The 20,974-nt window shown below is 37.0% G+C and carries 16 protein-coding genes; 6 read left to right on the forward strand and 10 right to left on the reverse strand.

Annotation, left to right across the window (positions count from 1 at the left end):
* The first annotated feature begins 68 nt into the window (after positions 1 to 68).
* Together HNP36_RS16995 and HNP36_RS17000 are read left to right on the forward strand one after the other, a co-directional pair.
* Positions 69 to 878: a glucose 1-dehydrogenase gene (locus HNP36_RS16995; RefSeq protein ID WP_184166567.1), complete on the forward strand. Its 810-nt coding sequence runs from the start codon at positions 69 to 71 to the stop codon at positions 876 to 878.
* 78 nt (positions 879 to 956) lie between these two features.
* The gene (locus tag HNP36_RS17000; RefSeq protein ID WP_184166564.1) at positions 957 to 3,626 is read left to right on the forward strand and encodes an MGH1-like glycoside hydrolase domain-containing protein; all 2,670 of its coding nucleotides are present in this window, start codon (positions 957 to 959) and stop codon (positions 3,624 to 3,626) included.
* Positions 3,627 to 3,699: 73 nt separating this feature from the next.
* Here HNP36_RS17000 and recO read toward each other — a convergent pair whose 3' ends face one another.
* The 4 genes from recO to HNP36_RS17020 are packed head-to-tail and all read right to left on the reverse strand — an operon-like array spanning position 3,700 to position 8,354.
* Positions 3,700 to 4,386 (reverse strand): DNA repair protein RecO, encoded by a 687-nt coding sequence (gene recO / locus HNP36_RS17005; RefSeq protein WP_184166561.1) that lies wholly within the window; start codon positions 4,384 to 4,386, stop codon positions 3,700 to 3,702.
* On the reverse strand, positions 4,386 to 6,644 hold the full coding sequence (locus HNP36_RS17010; protein WP_184166558.1) for a hypothetical protein: 2,259 nt from the start codon (positions 6,642 to 6,644) through the stop codon (positions 4,386 to 4,388). Before HNP36_RS17010 ends, recO begins: the two co-directional genes overlap by 1 nt.
* A gap of 1 nt (position 6,645) precedes the next feature.
* Positions 6,646 to 7,596 (reverse strand): bifunctional metallophosphatase/5'-nucleotidase, encoded by a 951-nt coding sequence (locus tag HNP36_RS17015; protein ID WP_184166555.1) that lies wholly within the window; start codon positions 7,594 to 7,596, stop codon positions 6,646 to 6,648.
* Positions 7,596 to 8,354, reverse strand: a complete 759-nt coding sequence (locus tag HNP36_RS17020) for a 5'-nucleotidase C-terminal domain-containing protein (RefSeq protein ID WP_184166552.1) — start codon at positions 8,352 to 8,354, stop codon at positions 7,596 to 7,598. The genes HNP36_RS17015 and HNP36_RS17020 overlap by 1 nt, the downstream gene beginning before the upstream one ends.
* 194 nt (positions 8,355 to 8,548) lie before the next feature.
* Here HNP36_RS17020 and dapA point away from each other — a divergent pair, with 194 nt between their 5' ends.
* The 4 genes from dapA to HNP36_RS17040 all read left to right on the forward strand — a co-directional run bounded on the left by dapA (position 8,549) and on the right by HNP36_RS17040 (position 11,383).
* Entirely contained in the window at positions 8,549 to 9,421 is an 873-nt protein-coding gene (dapA, locus tag HNP36_RS17025; protein WP_184166549.1) for a 4-hydroxy-tetrahydrodipicolinate synthase, read from the forward strand.
* A 143-nt stretch (positions 9,422 to 9,564) separates the two neighbouring features.
* Complete coding sequence (locus HNP36_RS17030) at positions 9,565 to 10,068, forward strand: GNAT family N-acetyltransferase (RefSeq protein WP_184166546.1); 504 nt, start codon at positions 9,565 to 9,567, stop codon at positions 10,066 to 10,068.
* A 294-nt stretch (positions 10,069 to 10,362) separates the two neighbouring features.
* Complete coding sequence (locus HNP36_RS17035; protein WP_184166543.1) at positions 10,363 to 10,944, forward strand: helix-turn-helix domain-containing protein; 582 nt, start codon at positions 10,363 to 10,365, stop codon at positions 10,942 to 10,944.
* Positions 10,937 to 11,383, forward strand: a complete 447-nt coding sequence (locus HNP36_RS17040) for a response regulator (RefSeq protein ID WP_184166540.1) — start codon at positions 10,937 to 10,939, stop codon at positions 11,381 to 11,383. The genes HNP36_RS17035 and HNP36_RS17040 overlap by 8 nt, the downstream gene beginning before the upstream one ends.
* A 595-nt stretch (positions 11,384 to 11,978) precedes the next feature.
* On the opposite strand, the gene recG is transcribed toward HNP36_RS17040, so the two are convergent.
* The 6 genes from recG to HNP36_RS17070 all read right to left on the reverse strand — a co-directional run bounded on the left by recG (position 11,979) and on the right by HNP36_RS17070 (position 20,883).
* Positions 11,979 to 14,063 (reverse strand): ATP-dependent DNA helicase RecG, encoded by a 2,085-nt coding sequence (gene recG, locus HNP36_RS17045; protein ID WP_184166537.1) that lies wholly within the window; start codon positions 14,061 to 14,063, stop codon positions 11,979 to 11,981.
* Between the two features lie 114 nt (positions 14,064 to 14,177).
* Positions 14,178 to 14,711, reverse strand: a complete 534-nt coding sequence (locus HNP36_RS17050) for a thioredoxin family protein (RefSeq protein ID WP_184166534.1) — start codon at positions 14,709 to 14,711, stop codon at positions 14,178 to 14,180.
* 41 nt (positions 14,712 to 14,752) lie between these two features.
* Complete coding sequence (locus HNP36_RS17055; protein WP_184166532.1) at positions 14,753 to 16,264, reverse strand: peptide MFS transporter; 1,512 nt, start codon at positions 16,262 to 16,264, stop codon at positions 14,753 to 14,755.
* Between the two features lie 22 nt (positions 16,265 to 16,286).
* A complete protein-coding gene (locus HNP36_RS17060; RefSeq protein WP_184166529.1) occupies positions 16,287 to 17,282 on the reverse strand; it encodes a YhcG family protein in 996 nt (331 codons plus the stop codon).
* Positions 17,283 to 17,340: 58 nt separating this feature from the next.
* Positions 17,341 to 19,095: a peptide MFS transporter gene (locus HNP36_RS17065; RefSeq protein WP_184166525.1), complete on the reverse strand. Its 1,755-nt coding sequence runs from the start codon at positions 19,093 to 19,095 to the stop codon at positions 17,341 to 17,343.
* 132 nt (positions 19,096 to 19,227) lie between these two features.
* A complete protein-coding gene (locus HNP36_RS17070; protein WP_184166522.1) occupies positions 19,228 to 20,883 on the reverse strand; it encodes a peptide MFS transporter in 1,656 nt (551 codons plus the stop codon).
* Positions 20,884 to 20,974 lie beyond the last annotated feature (91 nt).

The following is a 20,974-nucleotide window of genomic DNA, read 5'->3' on the forward strand; positions in this document are numbered from 1 at the left end:
ATTTTAATTTCAAATTTTCTGTTTGGCCTGGTTCTTTCCATTAACTTTGAGTAAAATACAGATTTAATATGGAAATATCACTTAAAAATCAGGTAGCCGTAGTCACCGGAGCTTCAAGCGGAATAGGTAAAGGAGTTGCCAAATCATTAGCAGCAGCGGGAGCAACAGTTGTTGTGAATTATCCCTTTGAAGGCGCACTGGAACAGGCTAATGCAGTTCTGAAAGAAATTACAGATGAAGGAGGAAAAGGAATTACTTACCAATGCGATGTTTCTAAAGAAGATCAGGTTGTGAAAATGTTTCAGGACGTAGTTTCCCAATTGGGAACCGTAGATATTCTGATTAATAATGCGGGAATTCAGAAAGATGCTAAATTCACGGAAATGACCATCGATCAGTGGAATGCAGTAATCGGGGTAAACCTTACAGGACAATTCCTTTGCGCAAGAGAAGCTATAAAAGAATTTCTCCGCCGCGGAATTGATACTTCACGTTCCGTAGCCTGTGGAAAAATTATTCATATCAGCTCTGTTCATGAGATTATTCCCTGGGCCGGCCATGCCAACTATGCTTCAAGCAAAGGAGCGATAAGAATGCTTATGCAGACTTTAGCCCAGGAATACGGAGCAGATAAAATCCGTGTAAACTCTATCTGTCCGGGAGCCATTCAGACCCCGATCAATACCAATGCCTGGAATACTCCGGAAGCATTGAATTCCCTTCTTACACTAATTCCTTACAACAGAATTGGCCAGCCCGAAGATATCGGAAACCTGGCAGTGTTTCTGGCGAGTGACTTTTCCGATTATATTACAGGAGCCAGCATTTTTGTAGATGGTGGAATGACAACTTTTGAAAGTTTTTCTACGGGAGGATAGGTTTTTAAGTTTTGGGTGGCTATTTAGTTACTTCACGTCTCAGATCTTCTCATTAATACATTTTACAAAAAATAATACATGTCCGAAAAACAAAGACTTTCAGAACTCTCATGGAAAAAATGGGGACCATACGTCAGCAACCGTGAATGGGGGCTCGTTCGCGAAGATTACAGTGCAGATGGAGATGCATGGAATTATACCACCCACGATACTGCAGAAGCCAAAACATACCGTTGGGGTGAAGAAGGTATCTGCGGCATCTGTGATGATCTTCAGAAGCTGGTTTTTTCCATAGGATTCTGGAATAAAAAAGATAAAATGGTAAAAGAACGTTTCTTTGGCCTTACCAACGGACAGGGAAACCATGGGGAAGACGTAAAGGAATATTTTTATTACCTTGATTCTACGCCTACCCATTCCTATATGAAGATGCTGTACAAGTATCCGCAGAATCCTTTTCCTTACGAAGAACTCCTGAAAGTCAATGCGGAAAGAAGTAAAAATGAACCTGAATATGAGCTGATAGACACCGGGATCTTTGACCGGAATGAATACTTTGACATCTTTATTGAATATGCCAAAGAAAGCGAGCATGATATTCTGATTAAACTTACCATTGTCAATAAATCCGAAAAAGAAGCCCCGATTATCATATTGCCAACCGTTTGGTTCAGAAATACATGGAATTGGGGTTACGATGATTACAAACCACAGCTGGACAGTCAGGATGCGCAGCATATTGCTGTTAAACACAATGATATTGACATCAAAAACTTATATGCAAAGCAATCTTCAAAGACCTTGTTTTGTGATAACGAAACCAATACCGAAAGGCTCTATCAATCTCCTAATGAATCAAGATATTGTAAAGATGGAATCAATGATTTTGTGATTAACGGAAATTCCCAGGCTGTAAATCCTAAAAGTACCGGAACAAAAGCTTCTTTTTTTATTGATGAAATACTGAAAGCGGGAGAATCAAAAATCTTTGAATTCAGAATGACGGATAAAGAATTAAAAGATCCGTTTACTGATTTTGAAGAGATTTTCGAAATCAGGAAAAAAGAAGCGGATGATTTTTATGCTGAAATTCAGAAAGGGATACAGTCGCAGGATGAAAAACTGGTACAGAGACAGGCGTTTGCCGGAATGCTCTGGAACAAAATGTTTTATCATTACAACGTTGAAAAATGGCTGAAAGGAGACCCCGGAGAAATGTCCCCTCCCAAATCCCGTGAAAAAATCAGGAATTACGACTGGAAACATCTCAATAACGAACATATCATTTCAATGCCCGATAAATGGGAATATCCGTGGTATGCCACTTGGGACCTGGCTTTTCATACCATCAGTTTTTCATTGATAGACCCGGATTTTGCAAAACATCAGCTTAAACTTTTCCTGTTTGAATGGTATATGCACCCTAACGGTCAGCTTCCCGCCTATGAATGGAATTTCAGCGATGTAAATCCTCCGGTTCATGCCTGGGCAGTTTTCAGGGTTTTTAAAATTGATGAATATATCAAGGGAAAACCGGATCTTGAGTTTCTGGAAAGTGCATTCCAGAAGCTTCTTATGAACTTTACATGGTGGGTGAATAAAAAAGACAGCAACGGCAATAATATTTTCGAAGGAGGCTTTTTAGGCCTTGATAATATTGGTGTTTTTGACCGGAATTTAACCCTTCCGAATGGTGAGCAGCTGGAACAGTCGGACGGAACCAGCTGGATGGCAATGTTTGCCCTGAATATGATGAGAATTGCCCTTGAACTGGCACTTTATAACAGTGTTTATGAAGAAATGGCAATGAAATTTTTTGAACATTTCCTTTCCATTGCCAATTCGCTGGATAATATGGGGGATGAGAATTTCAGCCTTTGGGACCAGGAAGATGAATTTTTCTACGATGCCCTTGCTTCCAGTGACGGAGACCATATGTATCTAAGGTTGAGAACGATTGTAGGCCTGATTCCTATGTTTGCCGTTGAGGTAATTGATGATGAAATGATTGAAAAGCTTCCGAATTTCAAAAAAAGAATGAAATGGGTTCTTGAAAATAAGCCTGAGCTGACCTCACTTGTGTCCAGATGGGAGGTAAAAGGGCAGGATTCCAAACACCTTCTTTCACTGCTTCGCGGACACCGTTTGAAAAGATTATTGACAAGAATGCTGAATCCTGAAGAGTTTTTAAGCGATTACGGAGTTCGGGCACTGTCTAAAGAATATGAGCAGAATCCTTATACTCTAAATTTAAACGGAACGGATTACAGCGTGAAATATACTCCTGCAGAAAGCGACAGTGGTCTTTTTGGAGGAAACAGCAATTGGAGGGGACCGATTTGGTTTCCAATTAATTTTCTCATTATCGAAAGCCTTCAGAGGTTTTTCTTTTACTACAGCCCGGATTTCCTGGTGGAATATCCTACAGGAAGCGGAAATTATTCGAATCTGGACCAGATTGCAGATTCCTTAAGTAAAAGGCTGGCCAGAATATTCCTGATGGATGAAAACGGAAAACGCCCTGTAAATGGTCAGTATGAAAGATTTCAGACAGATCCGGATTTTAAAGACTATATTTTGTTTTATGAATATTTTCACGGCGATAATGGAAGAGGAGTAGGAGCATCACACCAAACGGGATGGACCGGCCTGATTGCAAAAATACTACAGCCAAGATTTTCGAAAAAAGAAATCGCGGAATCTGAAACTGAGATGCCGGAAGATGCAGAAGGACAAAAAAGCAAATAGGCAAAAAGCGGAACTGCTGAATTAAGTTGTAATTTGTTCGGCTAGCTTAGTGATTTTTCTCTTTTAATCACATTTATTCAAAAATCTGTTGAATGACTTCCAGTGATGCCGGGATTTTAAAATCTGTAATATGATAATGATAGTATACTAAAATACTGTCAAGAAAATCTTTTCGCTGTGAAGAGTGGATTTTTGTTGCATAAAGGCTTTCTGAGCTGAGAATTGTTTTCCATAAGCCGGATATTTCACTGTTAAACAGCTGATGTGCAGGAGCCTCTGAGAATGTTCCGGTTTCAGGATCCAAATACGGCCCGTTATGAACCAAAGGGGCAACCCCCTGAATCTTTAATACTGAAATTAAAAAGAGGAGATGACATTGATAATTCCTGGCCATTAATTCTTCTGTAAATTCATCAATACTTAAGAAAAGGCCGGGATTTTTATTTTCGTGTCTTAAAACCTGGTTCAGGAAGTCTGAAATGAAAAAGATTATGGTATTGGTCTTAATATCCGTGTACATATCATGATTTTTCACCAGCTCAAACCTGGAAACCAAGGGTATTCCATTACCTTTTACAGGATTAACGGTAAAACTGAGCATACTTAATGGCTGAAGCAGGGCTTTCTTTTTATTTCTTTTGGAATAGATCCCTTTTACGAAATAGGTCTGAAAGCCATCCTCTTCTGTAAAACAATGCAGAACTGCATCATTTTCCCCATATTTTATGTATGATAATAAAAATCCGTTCTGTGAATTCATTAATTAACTACAGCTATTTTTGCAGTAGCTTTATCTGAGCCGTCTTCATTGGTCATCAGTACAAAGTAAATACCTGAAGCCACTCTTGTACCTTTCAGATTGTTAAGGTCCCATTCATAATAACCTCCTCTGGCCACAGCAGAATGTATTACATTTCCTGCTGCATCTGTAATTCTGATATTTGTCTTTTCTGCAAGTCCTTTGATAGTCACTTTTCCTTTAAAGTTAGAATACACTACAGGGTTAGGATACACTACCACATTTCCAAAATTAGCAGTTACATCCGCAACATCTCCCTGATAAGATACAATACCATTAAAGGTTACAAAATATACTTTTCCGGTTTTCTTGTCTACTTTTATATCGGTAACAGAATTGGTAGGAAGAGGCGAGTTTTCTTTTGTGAAATGCTTAATGGTCTGCTGTCCGTCTGAAGAAAGATAATATACACCGCCTCCGTCTACGGAAAGCCATTTATAATCTCCTGCATCTACTTCTATCTGCAGTATTTGTCCGTCCCTGAAAAGTTCTTCCCCAAGTCCACCCTGTTCAATAATGATAGGCTCCACTTCCGGGCTTGGATCTTTTATTGCTGTAGCAGCATTAGGTAATATTCTTAATCCGCTGTCAGTACCAATCCATGCATCACCTGATTTACTGAAAGCTACAGATAACGTTCCTTTTGAGTTTCCTGCAAATCCGTTGGTATCTTTTAATATGTAATCTGTATCGTCTGAAAGGTTGGTAGGGTTTTTATAATCGTATACAATAAAATTATTGGTTCTTGGAAGCGGAATCCATATCATGTTTTCATAAAATACAGGTTTCTGCATACCTTCACCTGATAATCCGAATTTCTTTACAACAAAATTATCTGCAGCTTTGTCATATATACCTATTGATGGTGAGCCATCATTGAATCCTACAGAAACAAAGAGATTGTTTTGATTATCAAATGCAAACCCTACCGGACGACGGTAATATATACTTGGGGCACCCATATCATAATATTTTACGAGGTCAAAATCTTTATTTCCCGTATTATATTTCATTTTATAAACACCTTGTGAGCCCACCGTATAATTAGTGAAAAATACTTCACTGTTGTCAGCGGGGTTCATTACGGCATCCAGAACATTGACGGGTGTAGTAAGTCCTATAAAATAGGAAGGATAGATCCATTCACCCCCATTAAAGTAATAAAATCCGGGCTTCTTAGGATTCTCCGCAGGCTGGTTATACCTGTTCAGTCTCGATCCGGATGATATCAGCAACTGGTTATTGTCGTACAGATTGATCTTATAGGAAGAATTGGAATAAGGACCTGAAGGTTTATAGGTCGTACCACTTTCTTCCTTGATTCCGGATAAGATTGTTCCGGCATATATTTTTCCGCTGGCTGTGATAGCTGTGTTACAGTCTTCCCCCATACTCACGGCATTTAGAGATAATCCGTTTAATCCGAATGTATATATTCTGTTATCTGTTACTATGATATTGTTGGAATTGATAACAATGTCCCGGATATTCGAAAAACTTGCCGGTAATGGGGTACCGGTACCGCCATTGTAAATGTATGCTGATGTGGCAGACGAAAAGATAAGTGATGATTCAGCATCAATATGTTTGAATGATCCTGGAATTTCTGTTGTCCATGTTGAAAATACCGGAAATGTAGTATTCATTTCATGGCTTTTAAGGCCGGTATTTGTTACAGAATATATTTTATTTCCGAATATAGTTGCTTCGTTACTGGCCTCATAAACACCGCCGGTCACAAAAAATGCGGAATCTCCGAATTCTTTTTTGTTGATATTAAATACAGAAACTCCATAACCCACAGATATTACAGCCTGATCTCCTGTAATGGAAATATGGTTGATCTTTTTGCTTCCGTTGTAGCCGGTTGCAATGGGTATATCAACAATATATTTAACCTCTTGCGGGGTAATGACATCCATAGAACCGTTTGCGTATCCTATAATCCCTGTTTTAGTCTGTGGATTATAATCGAAGGCCGATATATTTACGTCATGGAGACCGTTAGCTTTTGACAGCTTCGTAATCTCTCCGGTTGCAATGCTATAGTAGAATATCCCGTTTTCAGTCGCGGCAATGATCTTTCCGTTGTCTTCTTTCATGGCCAAGACATTGTTGTAGGAAAAAAGATCCGTCCATTTTTTAGATGAAATAACCTGTGCGTTCACGAATTGCAGGGAGGCTAAAATACCAAGAGAGATTAAAGAGAGTTTTTTCATATTATACGGTTATGCTGCTGTCTATGGCCTGGTTGTTCCAGGAAATATGCTTTATGTTTTTATTTGCGTCGAAGTAAAAATCTATTCTGCCAAGAAGAAGGCCGGCCCATCCTACCTGGTTTACCAGCACGTTTTTACCCTGTCTGTTGGTAAAAGTTTGTGGTTCAGGTAAAAAAGTATGGGTATGTCCGCCTAATATAATATCAATATTTTCTGTTTTGGCAGCCAGAATTTTGTCGCTTATTTTATCAGGTTCATCTTTGTAATCGTAGCCGATGTGGGAAAGGCAGATCACAAGATCACATTTTTGTTCGTTTTTCAGGAAGCTGGAATAATGTTGGGCTACATCTACAGGATCTGAATATACAGTTTCACCGTATTGTTTTTTTCCTACAAGACCATCCAGCTGGATACCCACGCCGAAAATACCTACTTTTATTCCGTTTTTGTTAAATATTTTATATTGAGAGGTTTTCCCGTCCAGAACTGTATTTTTAAAATCGTAGTTTGAACAGATAAACGGAAACTTTGCATTGGGAAGAGTTTTTAAGAAACCGTCAAGACCATTATCGAAATCGTGGTTTCCCATTGTAGAAGCATCGTACTTCATCATAGACATCAGCTTAAATTCCAGTTCGCCTCCGAAGAAATTAAAATAAGGGGTTCCCTGGAAAATATCGCCGGAATCCAGAAGAAGAACATTACTTTCCTGACTTCTGATCTGCTGTATCAGGCTCGCTCTTCTGGCAAATCCTCCCTGATTGGGATTTTTTGTATAGCTTGCATCAAAAGGCTCTATTCTGCTGTGCTGGTCGTTGGTATGAAGAATAGTCAGTTTATTTGCGGATTTAAAAGGATTGAATTTCAATTCTTCCGCCATCATCATATTGGGAGCTAAAGCTGCTGCTAAAGATCCGCCACCTATTACTTTTAAAAAACTTTTTCTGTCCATTACTTCTTACCGATAAAATTTAAACGAACATCTGTATTTGGGACTACTTCAGGGTTTTTCTTAAAATATTCAATGAAAAGATCCCTTAACCTGATTCCTGTAGAAATTGATTCTCCTTTGGAAAAAAATTTCATATTATCCCCGCCAAGCGCCAGGTAATCTGAAGTTGCAATATAATAATCTTTGGCAGGATCTACAGATTTTCCGTTAATCTGGGATTTGGCCAGTTGCCCGTTATTGGTTTCAATATATAAATGAGAAACAGGATTGTTGACCTGGGTTTTTGCATAATAATCAAAAAGTCCCTGAAGGTCTGATCCTTTCATTTTTACAATAATCACTTCATTTTCGAAAGGCATTACTTCAAAAACACTTTTCAGAAGAATATCTCCTTTGCCAATAGTGGTGCGTATTCCCCCGATATTGATCAGGGCTGCGTCTACATTTTTGTTGAGATTTTTTTTCGCCCATACATCTGCACCTTCGAAAGTATAGTCGGCTAAAAGATTACCCAGATTGCTGTTATCACCCTGTTTGGTAAGATCTGTATTGGTATGGGAGATTTTCTGGTTCATCTCCTTGTCCAGTTTTTGCTTATAAGGTTCAATAACTTTTACAAACTCCTCATCATTTTTCAGCTCATCATTAATAGAAATGTTTTTCTGAGACTGAACTTTTGCCAGCTGCAGCGTAGAAGCTGTTTTGCAGGCAGTAAGTGTAGCCAGAGCAATTCCTAGTAACAAGAATTTATTTTTCATATGTTGCAAATTATTTCTTTAAAGGTCATATGTAATCGCCAGGACTTGTAGTGTTTTTATACACGAGTTCAGTCATAGCGATGTCATAATATCTCTTAGTATATGCAAATATAATTATATGTAGAATAAAACATTATTATTTATTACAAATTCTTATGGTAAATTATTAAATTTGGAAAAAATAATTCTAACAGATGAGCATTTTAAAAGGAGTAGGTGTTGCATTGGTAACACCCTTTAATGAAGATTTATCCGTTGATTTCGACAGTTTAACAAAACTTGTTGAATACAATATCGAAAACGGAACCAATTATTTAGTTGTTTTGGGAACTACCGCGGAGGCAGCAACGCTTTCTGATGAGGAGAAGAAACAGGTGATTGAGCATATCATTAAGGTTAATAATAAACGTCTTCCTTTAGTTTTGGGAATTGGCGGTAATAATACTCTTGAGGTAAAGAAACAGATTGAAGAAACAGATCTTTCCGCGTTTGAAGCGGTACTTTCTGTATCTCCATATTATAACAAACCTAATCAGGAGGGGCTTTATCAGCATTATAAAGTACTGGCTTCCACCGGTAAAAATATTATCATTTATAATGTTCCGTCAAGAACAGGGCAGAATATTGAAGCAGATACCACCATCCGTCTGGCAAAAGAATTCCCGAATTTATTCCTGATTAAGGAGGCCGCACCAAACATTCTTCAGTATTTTGATATCCTGAGAAAGAAACCGGAAGGATTTTCACTGGTTTCAGGAGATGATGAGTATACACTTCCTGTGACTTTAGCGGGTGGAAATGGGGTGATCTCTGTAATCGGGCAGGGATATCCGAAAGAATTTTCCACAATGGTTCAGCTGGCTTTTGAAGGAAAAGTGAAGGAAGCCTATGAAATCCATAATAAATTGGTAGAGATCACAAGACTGATTTTTGCAGAAGGAAACCCTTGCGGAATTAAGGTAATTCTTACAGAAAAAGGAATTATTAAAAATTATTTAAGACTTCCTTTGGTACCTGCTTCAGAAGGACTTTATGCAAAAATTAAAGCTGAAATGGCAAAAATTTAATTAGCAAGTCAATTGTGAATATTATTTCGCAAGTGAATCGTCAATCTTAAAATGAAACTTTGACCATTCACCATTGACATCAATAATATCAAAGGTGAAAAGTTCCGGCTTTTCACTTTTTTTTAATCATAAAATGTAAAATAATGAAATTAACAGAAGCAACGGAAAAGGACATTCCACTGATACAGGATTTGGCCAGAAGATCATGGGAAAGTGCTTATGCGGGAATTATTTCCCGGGAACAGATAGAATATATGTTGGAGAACATGTATTCAGAAGAAGAAATTTCAAATCATCTTCAGAATCCCGATTATCATTATTACCTGATTTCTGATGAAGGAAATAATTCTTTTGAAGGCTTTATAGGATATGAAAATAATTATGAAACAGGAACCACAAAACTTCATCGTATCTATCTGGTTCCGGAAAGTAAAGGAAAAGGATTTGGAAAGGAAGCACTGAGCTTTTTAAAAGATAAAGTTTTTGAAAGTGGCAATAACAGAATTATTCTGAATGTGAATAAAGAAAATTCTGCCAAAAAATTCTATGAATCCCAGGGGTATAGAGTATATAATGAAGTGGTTCTGGATATAGGTGGAAATTTTGTTATGGATGATTATTTAATGGAATATGTATTTCACAAATGATTGACTTAAAATTCTGTAACATTTAATTTTAATTCTATAACAGGTGATGTTTCTTTTTACTTCATCTTTGTATCAGAACCAAATCACTTTCAATAATACATTCATATGCTTGGTTTTGAGCTTTTATAGCTTTTTATCAGTATATTTTTTTCATCCTTAGTGTTTAAATTCCTGTATTCAATATGCAGGAGTTTTTTGTTTTTATATATTATGTTTAAAAAAATAACATCTATTTCACTTTTGAATGAAATAAATTGTTATATTTACTTCGAAATTCAACACACTTATACCAGGATGAAAATGTATGTAAAATTTGATTTCAATGCTCTCTGCAAGAAAGTATTGGATGAAAAGCTAAAGGAGCACGGGCTGAAATACCGCCTGCTGAACTTTGGTGAGGTAGAGTTCTATGAACCCATTACCCAGGAACAGCATAATCTTTTTAAGCAAAATCTTAAAGATTACGGAATAGAGATTATTGAAAGTCAGAAAACGGCTTTAGTACAGAAAATAAAAGATGCAATTGTAGAACTTGTTTTTTCTGAAAATGCCGTTCCCGTTAAGGCATCTATCTATATCGCAGAGAAACTGAACCACAGTTATGGGTATCTTTCCAATCTTTTTTCAGAGGTTGCATTTACATCTATAGAAAATTTCATTATTCTTCAGAAAATAGAATATGCCAAAGAGCTGATCCTGAATAATAAACAGAGTCTGACTGAAATTGCCCATAAACTAAATTATTCCAGTGTGGCTCACCTGAGTACCCAGTTCAAAAATACCACAGGAATTACACCCTCCCAGTTTCAGAAGATTATTACAAAAAGAAGGAAAAGCCAAAGCATTATCTTAAACTCAAAAATGCTCTATGAATAAAGAATATCTGAATGTAATAGCAGCAGATGATGACGAGGATAATATTATATTCTTTAAAAATATTTTCAAAGATTTAAAGATAGGAGTGAAGTCCCAATGTTTCTCCAACGGGGAAGACCTTATGCACTATCTGAAGAGTTGCGGAGTAATTATTCCGGAAGTGGTTTTTATCAGATATGATATTCAGGGGAAAAACTCTATGGAATGCCTGGAAGAGATTAAGGCGGATCCCAAATTCAGCAACATTGTAATTGTGGTGTATGCTCACGAGATTTCTGAAACCGCAATAGAGGAAATTTTTGTAAACGGAGCCAATATTTTTATGAGAAAGCCTGAAACCTATGACGGCCTGAAAAAATCGCTTACAGAAATTATTACAATAAACTGGCAGTATCATTCTTCCGGACTGAATAAAGATAATTTCATTATGAAAGTATGATGAATAAAGATTTTATAAATTAAATTTTTATATAAAATTTTATATTTAATACATACTATTCACATAAAAGTGAAAATTGTATAATGAATGATTAAAATAATATAAGGAGGAATTCACGCAATATGAGCAATTTTGTAAACGTAAACATTGCAACACAAATTAGCTATACAAAAAAAGCAATAATGTGAAGAGCAGATTATTTCATTAGAATCAAGATATAAGTCACAATGTTAGTTTTAACAAAATGGATTATGTTATTTCCAGCTATAAAGCATAGAAGATCTTTAAACAAAACGGTACAATCATGAAAACTTAAGAAAGTTGGAGGGTATTATTCATTTCATTCCCACTTCCTTCAACCTGAACAGTTAGTTTTTATAATAAGTAAGTTGGAAAAATAATTCATTTTGTTTTTTTAATTTATTTTAATAGTCGGAGCTGAAAATTCAAATAATATATAAATATTTTCACACCCAATCACAAAATATTAGTTCTTGCTATTAAAATAAATTTTTTAGAATTTCGAAAAGTAATTTCTTCTAAATAACAGTTTTATAAGGGGGCCGCGGAAAGATTTTTCTTTTCGCGGTTTTTTTTATGAAATCTTACTCCATTTATTTTTTCCTTTATAATATTTCAGGTAATAATTTTTGATAATAAGATTTTCCGGTTTCATCAGATGCGGATCGGCTTCCAGGATTTTATCCACGGTATTTTTTGTCGTTTTAATGATGGCAGAATCATTCACAAGATCCAGCCTTTTAAAATCCACAACACCACTTTGCTGAGTTCCTAAAATATCTCCCGGCCCTCTGAGCTGCATATCCACCTCAGAAATCTTGAATCCGTCATTCGTTTCCGTCATTGTCTTGATACGGGTTCTGCTTTCCTTCGATAATTTATCGGAAGTCATAAGAATACAGTAGCTCTGCTCGGCACCTCTTCCTACACGGCCCCGCAGCTGATGGAGCTGGGAAAGCCCGAATCTTTCTGAACTTTCTATTACCATTACGGAAGCATTCGGAACATTTACGCCTACTTCAATCACGGTGGTAGCTACCATGATTTCCGCCTTTCCTGAGGCAAAATAATTCATGGCAATATCTTTTTCAGCAGGTTTCATTTTTCCGTGAAGCATGGTGACATTGTAATCGGAGAATGCATTCATAACATGATCTAGTCCCTCCATTAGATTTTTATAATCCAAAGTCTCGGACTCTTCAATCAGGGGATAAACAAAATAAACCTGTCTTCCTTTTCTGATCTCATCCCTGCAGAAATTATACACATAGGTTCTGTCTTTTTCACGTCTGTGAGCTGTAATGATAGGTTTTCTTCCCATCGGCATTTCATCAATAACAGAAACATCCAGGTCGGAATAAAAACTCATTGCCAATGTTCGTGGGATAGGAGTGGCGGTCATAACCAGAATATGTGGCGGAATTTTATTTTTAGCCCATAATTTTGCCCTTTGTGCTACACCAAACCGGTGCTGCTCATCAATAATAGCCAGTCCGAGGTTCTTAAATTTTACTTTATCTTCCAGAACGGCATGGGTTCCCACCAATATGGAAAGGGTTCCGTTTTCCAGTTCTTCGTGAATGATTTTTCTTTCAGCAGTTTTGCTAGAGCCTGTCAGAAGACGGACATTGATGCCTGTTTCTTTTAAAAGATCTTTAATTCCGTTATAATGCTGCTGGGCAAGGATTTCAGTTGGGGCCATCATACAGCTCTGAAAACCATTATCCATAGCGATCAGCATCGTAAGCAAAGCCACCATAGTTTTTCCTGACCCTACATCACCCTGAAGAAGCCTGTTCATCTGGATAGGTCTTTTCATATCCACACGGATCTCTTTCAAAACCCGTTTCTGAGCATTGGTAAGATCAAAAGGAATATGATGATTGTAAAAATCATTAAAATGGTCACCCACAATCGGAAACGGATTTCCTGGTGAATAGGTTTTGTGATGAAGCTTTTTTAGACCGAATCCAAGCTGGAAAAAGAAGGATTCCTCAAATTTCAGTCTGTTATCAGCTTTTTCAAAATGCTCCATGTCCTTTGGAAAATGAATATTCAAAAAAGTATGCTGTCTGGATAAAAACCTGAATGCTTTCATCATATAATCAGGGAAATTTTCCTCAATAAGATTGGGGATCTCCTTGCAGATATTTCTTAAAACATGCTGGAAAAATCTTTGATTAAGGCCTCTTTTAGTCAGCTTTTCGGAACTTGGATAGATGGGTTTCAGACGGGTTTCGTTCTCTTTGTTTTCCTCAGCTTCAATTTCCGGGTGCGGCATGGAAAACTGACGGTTAAAAACATTTACTTTTCCGAAAATATACACTTCACGGTTTACCGGAATCTGCTCTTTCAGCCATTTTGAATACTGAAACCATACCAGATCCATTGTTCCCGTATCATCATTGAATTTTGCAGAAAGCCTTTTTGTTTTTCCTGTCTGAATTTCCTGAACCTGTGTGATTCTTCCTTTAAGCTGTACCTCAATACTGCTTTCCTCGAGCTGTGAAACCTTATATACTTTATTTTTATCCAGGTAACGGATAGGGTAGAAGTTCAGAAGATCATCAACAGTGGATAAACCCAACACACTTTTGATGAGTTTGGCTCTGTCAGGACCAATGCCTTTTATATATTCTATGGAGGTTTCTAAAGTCATTTTAAAAATGAGCCCTAATTTCGGGAAAATAGGCTTAAGATTAAAATTTTTCTCTTAAATATTGACTGTAAAATCAAAAAAACGGCTTTCAAAAATTGAAAGCCGCCATATTATTTAATCTTTTATTTTAGATTTGAATTTTTTCTGATAATCTTCCCACTGTTCCCTGGAACGGATCTTTTTGAAAAAATCTTTTGAAATGAACTCTAAATAAGGTTCAAGTTCCTTTGCAGACAGTTCTCCTTGAAGAATAGTAATTGGGCCGCCGTTCTCATCCAGAAATACGGTACTTGGAACTGCTCCTACATTCATATATTGAGTGAATTCATGCAGGGAATTTCTTCCTTTTTTATGTTCGGTATTATCATTGGAAAATGTTCTTCCAAAAACATCAATAGGTTTTTTTTCTTCAGCATTGAATTTTACCGGATAATAATTTTCATTCAGGATCTGGGCAATGATTTCGTGACCATATGTTTTCTTATCCATAATTTTACATGGGCCGCACCAGTCTGCATAAAAATCGATCAGGATTTTCTTGGGATTTTCTTTTTGGGCTTTTAAAGCTTCTTCAATAGTCATCCATTTTACCTGGGCAAAACTGAAGTTTAGTAATAGTAAAAGTATTATGCTTATAATTTTTTTCATAATTTGATCTTTAAGTAAAAATAAGCATAATCCGGCTTACTTTATTTTACATCCTGCATTAATTTTTTCACAAACGGAGATATCAAAATTAATACCACACCGGCAATTACCGCATATAATCCCAATTGTTTATATCCATCAGTGTAAGTGATCAAAGCATCATAGTTGGTTGAACCTTCTTTTGCCGTAGCAAGTCCGGCTCCTATAATTCCTGCAACATACTGCCCATAAGCCGAAGCCAGGAACCACATTCCCATCATCATTCCCTGAAGGTTTTTGGTTGAAAGCTTTGTCATGATTGATAACCCGATAGGTGAAAGACAAAGCTCCCCGAGGGTAATGATTAATAATGCAAGGGTAAAAAAGTTCAGTGATGTTATTCCCTGAAGGTCTGCGAAAAGCCTGGTTGCAAATAAAACATAGTAACCAATTCCAAGGAAAATAAATCCTAACCCGAATTTAACGATGGTATTGGGCTCAATTTTTCTTTTATTCAGCCATATCCAAAGAAGCCCGATAAGTGGAGCAAGGAAAATAATGAAAAATGCTCCGCCTGAATTATTCACTCCGTTCGGGTCTAACCCGAAAAGATCTTTATTAAGGTTTTTAGCCGCGAAAATACTTAGTGAGCCGCCACTTTGCTCATAAATTCCCCAGAATAAAATAGAGAAAATAATGAAAACCAGAGCCGCCCAAAGTTTTTTACGTTCTGAAGGTGTTACTTTAGACATTTCATAGAACAGATAGATCAATGTCAAAGGCCCGATGGTCCACATAAAATAATCCGTATATTCTGTTTTGGCTACCATTGTCATAATAATAGGAACAAATACAAGAGATAATATATAAACACCGTATTCTTTCCATTTTGGCATTGGAGCAGATTTTACTTCGGCTAAAGGATGACCCGGCTGAAGACCAATGGTTCCCAATGTTCTTTGGGTAAAAATAAAGTTGATAAGGCTGATTACCATTACTATGGCAGCAAGCCCGAAAGCAATATTCCATCTCATTTCTTCCGGAATGGTATTGCCCAGGAATTCTCCTTTTCCGATAGCAATACATAGATATCCTCCCAGTAAAGCTCCCAGGTTGATTCCTGCATAAAAAAGAGAAAAACCGGCATCTGCACGTGAATCGTTGGGTTTGTAAAGCTGTCCGACCATAGATGAGATATTTGGTTTGAAGAACCCTGTTCCTACTACAGTAAATGCAATTCCTAAGAAAAAGAATTTATGCGGGTCGGCTGCCAGGATCAAACTTCCGGCGATCATCAGAAGTCCGCCCCAGAAGAGAGATTTTCTGAATCCGAGAATTTTGTCCGCGAAAAGTCCGCCCACAAAGGTAAAAGCATATACGAATGCTTGGGTGGCACCATACTGAAGGTTGGCTTCTTTTTCATGGAAATTAAGCTGTGAGATCATGAAGAAAACCAGCATTCCGCGCATTCCGTAGAAACAGAAACGTTCCCACATTTCAGAGAAAAACAGGCTCCAGATCTGCTTGGGATATTTTCCTTTGAAATTTTGTATTTCATCTAAAGTTAAGCTCATAATTGTATATGATTGATTTTAATTAAGGGTTGTTATTGTTATTTTGGTCCAGTTCAAAACGGATTCTGTCCTGGTCTATGATTTCTTTTAATTCTTCTTCTTTTGGAAGATAGAGAAGGTATTTACTGGCAAAAAGATTGTTTTTGTCGTTCAGGACAGAATATTTCACGATAGTTTCGTCTTTTTCCGAGCAAAGTAGAATTCCGATGGTGGGATTGTCTCCTTCACTTCGTTTCAGATCATCATACATCCTTACATACATATCGATCTGCCCGATGTCCTGATGGGAAAGTTCTCCGGTTTTAAGATCAATAATGACAAAGCATTTTAAGATATAATTGTAGAAAACCAAATCAATATAAAAATCGGAAGTGTCAGTAGAAATATGTTGCTGCCTGGCAACAAAGGCAAATCCTTTTCCAAACTCAAGCAAAAATTTCTGAATATGATCTATAATGGCTGTTTCAATTTCTTTTTCTGAAATTTTCTGATCTGATGTTAAGCCCAGGAATTCAAAAATATAGGGATCTTTTAAAATACTATGGATATTTTCTGCCGGAGATTTTTTATGTTCCAGAACTCTTTCGTAGGCTAGAGAATTGATTTGTCTTTTTAGGTCTCTGTAATTCCAATTATTTTGAATGGCTTCATTGATGTAATAATTTATTTTATCAGTATGATCAAGCCTTATAAGCAATCTGTAATGAGTCCAGCTCAATTCGTGACGCAATGCGTCACAAATTGGAAATACCTGATAAAAAGACCGCATATTTCTTAAATTACTCTCATCAAAACCTTTTCCAAATTCCAGAGAAAGTTTCTTGGAAAGATTTTTTAAGGTTTGCTTTCCGTACTCAGCCCGCTCTTTTCCTTGCTGTTCATCTTCTACAATAAGTTTTCCGATTTGCCAGTAAGTAAGCAGTAAAGTAGAATTCGCAATCCGAAACACTTTTTCGCGCGACTGCCTAATAATTTCCTTTACGGACTGAAATAAAGAATCTTCGGAAATTTCCATCATACGAAAATAAAAAAAACCTCTGACTTAGCAGAGGTTTTATACTATTTTATTGATGGGGTTATTTTACACCATGCATCATTTTCTTTAAGATAGGTGAAAGCAGTGCCAAAATAACGGATGCAATACCACAAAGAACTACGAAAACCATAAAGAATTCGAATAGGTTGTGGATCTCAAATCCTGCAAATGTAGGATTGTGCAATGGTAACTGGGCTTTTTCAAATGCTGCTGTCTGTTCAGCAGTTAATGTTACTTTTTTGTTTAAAACATCCTGAAGATTTACTCCAATTTCTTCCGCTTTTTTAAATTTATCACCTGTTGCAGGGATAAGTGCTCCCAATGATCCTGCCAGCGCATAGCCTGCCGCATTGGAAATAAAGAATACCCCATATAGTAATGAAGCGAATCTCTTTGGAGCAAGTTTACCAACCAATGATAAACCAATTGGAGATAAGCAAAGCTCACCACAAGTCTGGATGAAGTATAGAAGCATTAACCATTTGATGGCCAATAATCCTGAATTTCCAAGATCTTTTACATTGTGTGCAATGATGAAGTAAGAAAGTGCGATCAATGCCAATCCCATTGCCTGCTTGAAAGGTGATACCGGCTCTTTTCCTTTTGCTCTCAATTTGTCCCATGTTAAACTGAATGGAACTGCCAAAAGAACTACGAAAATACCATTGAAGATCTGAACCATTGAAGGTGGCATATTCCAACCGAAAATGTTTCTGTCTGTCTGGTTATCTGCGATGAATGTTAATGAAGAACCAGCCTGTTCGAATGCTGCCCAGAAGAAAATAATAAAGAAGGATACAATGTAAATTACCCAGATTCTTTGTCTTTCCACTTTATTTTCAGCAGAAGTCATGATGAGGAAGGCCAGGGAAATACCTGCAGCATAAATGAAAGGATAAATGATTCCTTTGATTAACTGCCCCATTTCCACAGAGTTAAATCCGAATTCTCCAACAAGCAAATACCTGAATGCGAAGAATAAAACCACGAAAATAAGTCCGGTAATACCTAGAGAAGCTCCGGTGAATTTTGCTGTCTGGGTTTCACCTTCTTCAAAATCTGCACTTGTATTGTTTTTGGGTAATCCACCGATAGGTCTTCCTTCCGGAGTTACCACATATTTATTTTTAAGGATAAAGAATGTTACCGTTCCAATGATCATAGCAATTGAAGCGGCTAAAAATCCCCATTTGAAAGCGAAAATATCTCTTACTCCTGTAGCAGCATCTTTCACGTCTCCAACGTATGGACAGATGAACTGGCCCAGGAATGCTCCAATGTTGATTCCCATATAGAAAATGGTGAAAGCAGAGTCTAATTTGGATTTTTCCTGCTTGGGATAAAGACTTCCCACCATTGATGAAATATTAGGTTTGAAAAATCCATTACCGAAAATGATAACGAATAAAGCTAACCACATAATCATTTTAGAGCTGCCTAAGTCTGCAGAGAAAGTAGAAGCACTGATAAAAAGCAAAAACTGGCCGATAGCCATTAAAGATCCACCGATTAAGATGGCATTTCTGTTTCCGATATATTTATCTGCAATGAAACCTCCCAAAAGAGGTGTTAAATAACATAAAGCCAAAAATCCACCATAGATGATTGCTGCGTCCGCTTCTTTTATCAATAAGGAATTTACCATGAAGAGCGTTAAAAGTGCTCTCATCCCATAAAAGTTGAAACGCTCCCACATTTCTGTTCCGAAAAGAACCCACAATCCTTTTGGATGCCTTGAATTCTTATTCTCTACAAGTTCATCCGGTTTCGGACTTAATGCTTCAATATTATCCATTCTATTGTTAATTTTTGTTAAGACTGACAAATATAGTTTTTTTTGGGTTTTTGGCAAGGTTTTAATTTTATATTTAAATAAAAAAGCTGCAGAACGAGTCCGCAGCTTGATATTCTTTATGATAAATAAGGATTAATGCCCTTTTTCTTTCATGATCCTGTTTAATCTTTTTAACATAGAAAGGCCTAAAAGTGTCGCAAATATTAACAAAGCAAAGTTAACAAGAAAGTAATTCATTTTATTGTCATAGCTGTACCATGTGCTTGCCAGGATTCCTGAAAGTTTGTTTCCTACCGAGTTGGCAAGGAAGAAACCTCCCATCATCAATGCTGTAATTCTTGCCGGTGAAAGTTTGGAAACAAAGGATAATCCCATTGGAGAAAGGCATAATTCCCCAACGGTAATTACTCCGTAACCGGCAACAAGCCATAGAGGAGAAACCTTCACTGCTCCGTTGTCTCCGGCCATAACGGCAAGAACCATCACTAAACATGATAATCCTGAGATAAATAATCCCAGAACAATTTTTGTAGGGGTTAAAGGCTCTTTCCCTTTTCTTCTTAATAAAGCCCAGAATCCTACAATGACAGGAGTGAGGGCAATTACCCAGAACGGATTGATGGACTGAAATAATTCCGTATTGTATAAATAGACTTTAGTTTCAGGATTTTTCTCTAAAGCTGCACGCTGTTCAGGAGAAATATTTTTAAAATATACATCTTTTCCGGTTTCTTTAATGGTATTTCCTTCTTTATCTTTCTGAGACTGGAATTGGTTATCATATACCGGAACTTCTTTATTTTCATAGCTCTTCCCGTCCACCATATAAATGCTTTCAAGAGGCTTTTCCAACGAAGCAGGAACGCTTCTGTCCGTATAATAATTGGCCCATCTTGTAAGAGCTGTACCGTTTTGTTTAAAAACCGCCCAGAAGAACATACTGATCATAAATACGGAAAGCAGGGCTCCGATTGAAGGTTTTTCTTCAGGTTTAGCCTTAAAGTAAAGGGATGCATAGAAGTAAATAACAGGTACACAGGCAAAAATAAAGGCGTCTGTACTGTCGCTTCCGAAAATATTTCCTGGAATAAACCATACTATAGCTCCTACCGCAATGGCAGGGACAAAAACTTTGATCAGAATTTCAGAAAGTTTGGTGTCTCCTTCTTCTACAGGTTTCATCTGTGCAGCATGGATGTAGTGTTTTCTTCCGATGGTGAAGATGATAAGCCCTACAAGCATTCCTACTCCTGCAGTAATGAAAGCTTCACCCCATCCGAATTTATTACGCATAAAAGCAGCAATAATATTACAGATAAATGCCCCGATATTGATTCCCATGTAGAAAATATTATACCCGGAGTCTTTATTGGCTTTGTAAGGATCCTCAGAATATAGGTTTCCTAAAAGTGTGGAAATAGTAGGCTTAAAGAAACCGTTTCCAATGATAATCAATGCCAATGAACCGTAAAAAAGAGGTAATTCTTTGAAGACTCCCATTCCTATATATCCGGCAGCCATGAGGACTCCTCCCAAATAAATGGATTTAATATATCCTAAAACCCTGTCAGCCAAAAAGCCTCCAAGAAAAGGGGTAAGATAGGTTAAGGCGATGTAAGTTCCGAAAATATCATCTGCAGTTTTGTCCGGAAGTCCAAGCCCTCCTTTCAGCCCGGTAGGCTCAATGACATAAAGAACAAAGATTCCGAGAATGAGATAGTACCCGAAACGCTCCCACATTTCTGTAAAAAAGAGGAAAGGCAGGCCTTTAGGATGTTTAGTCTTCATATAATCAATTTTCAAATTTCCCAAAAATAGGTTTTTAATTTTAATTGATAAAATAAATAATATATCATACAAACGATTAATAAAATAAATA

Source organism: Chryseobacterium shigense, from assembly GCF_014207845.1.
In the GTDB taxonomy this organism is placed as follows: Bacteria; Bacteroidota; Bacteroidia; order Flavobacteriales; family Weeksellaceae; genus Chryseobacterium; species Chryseobacterium shigense_A.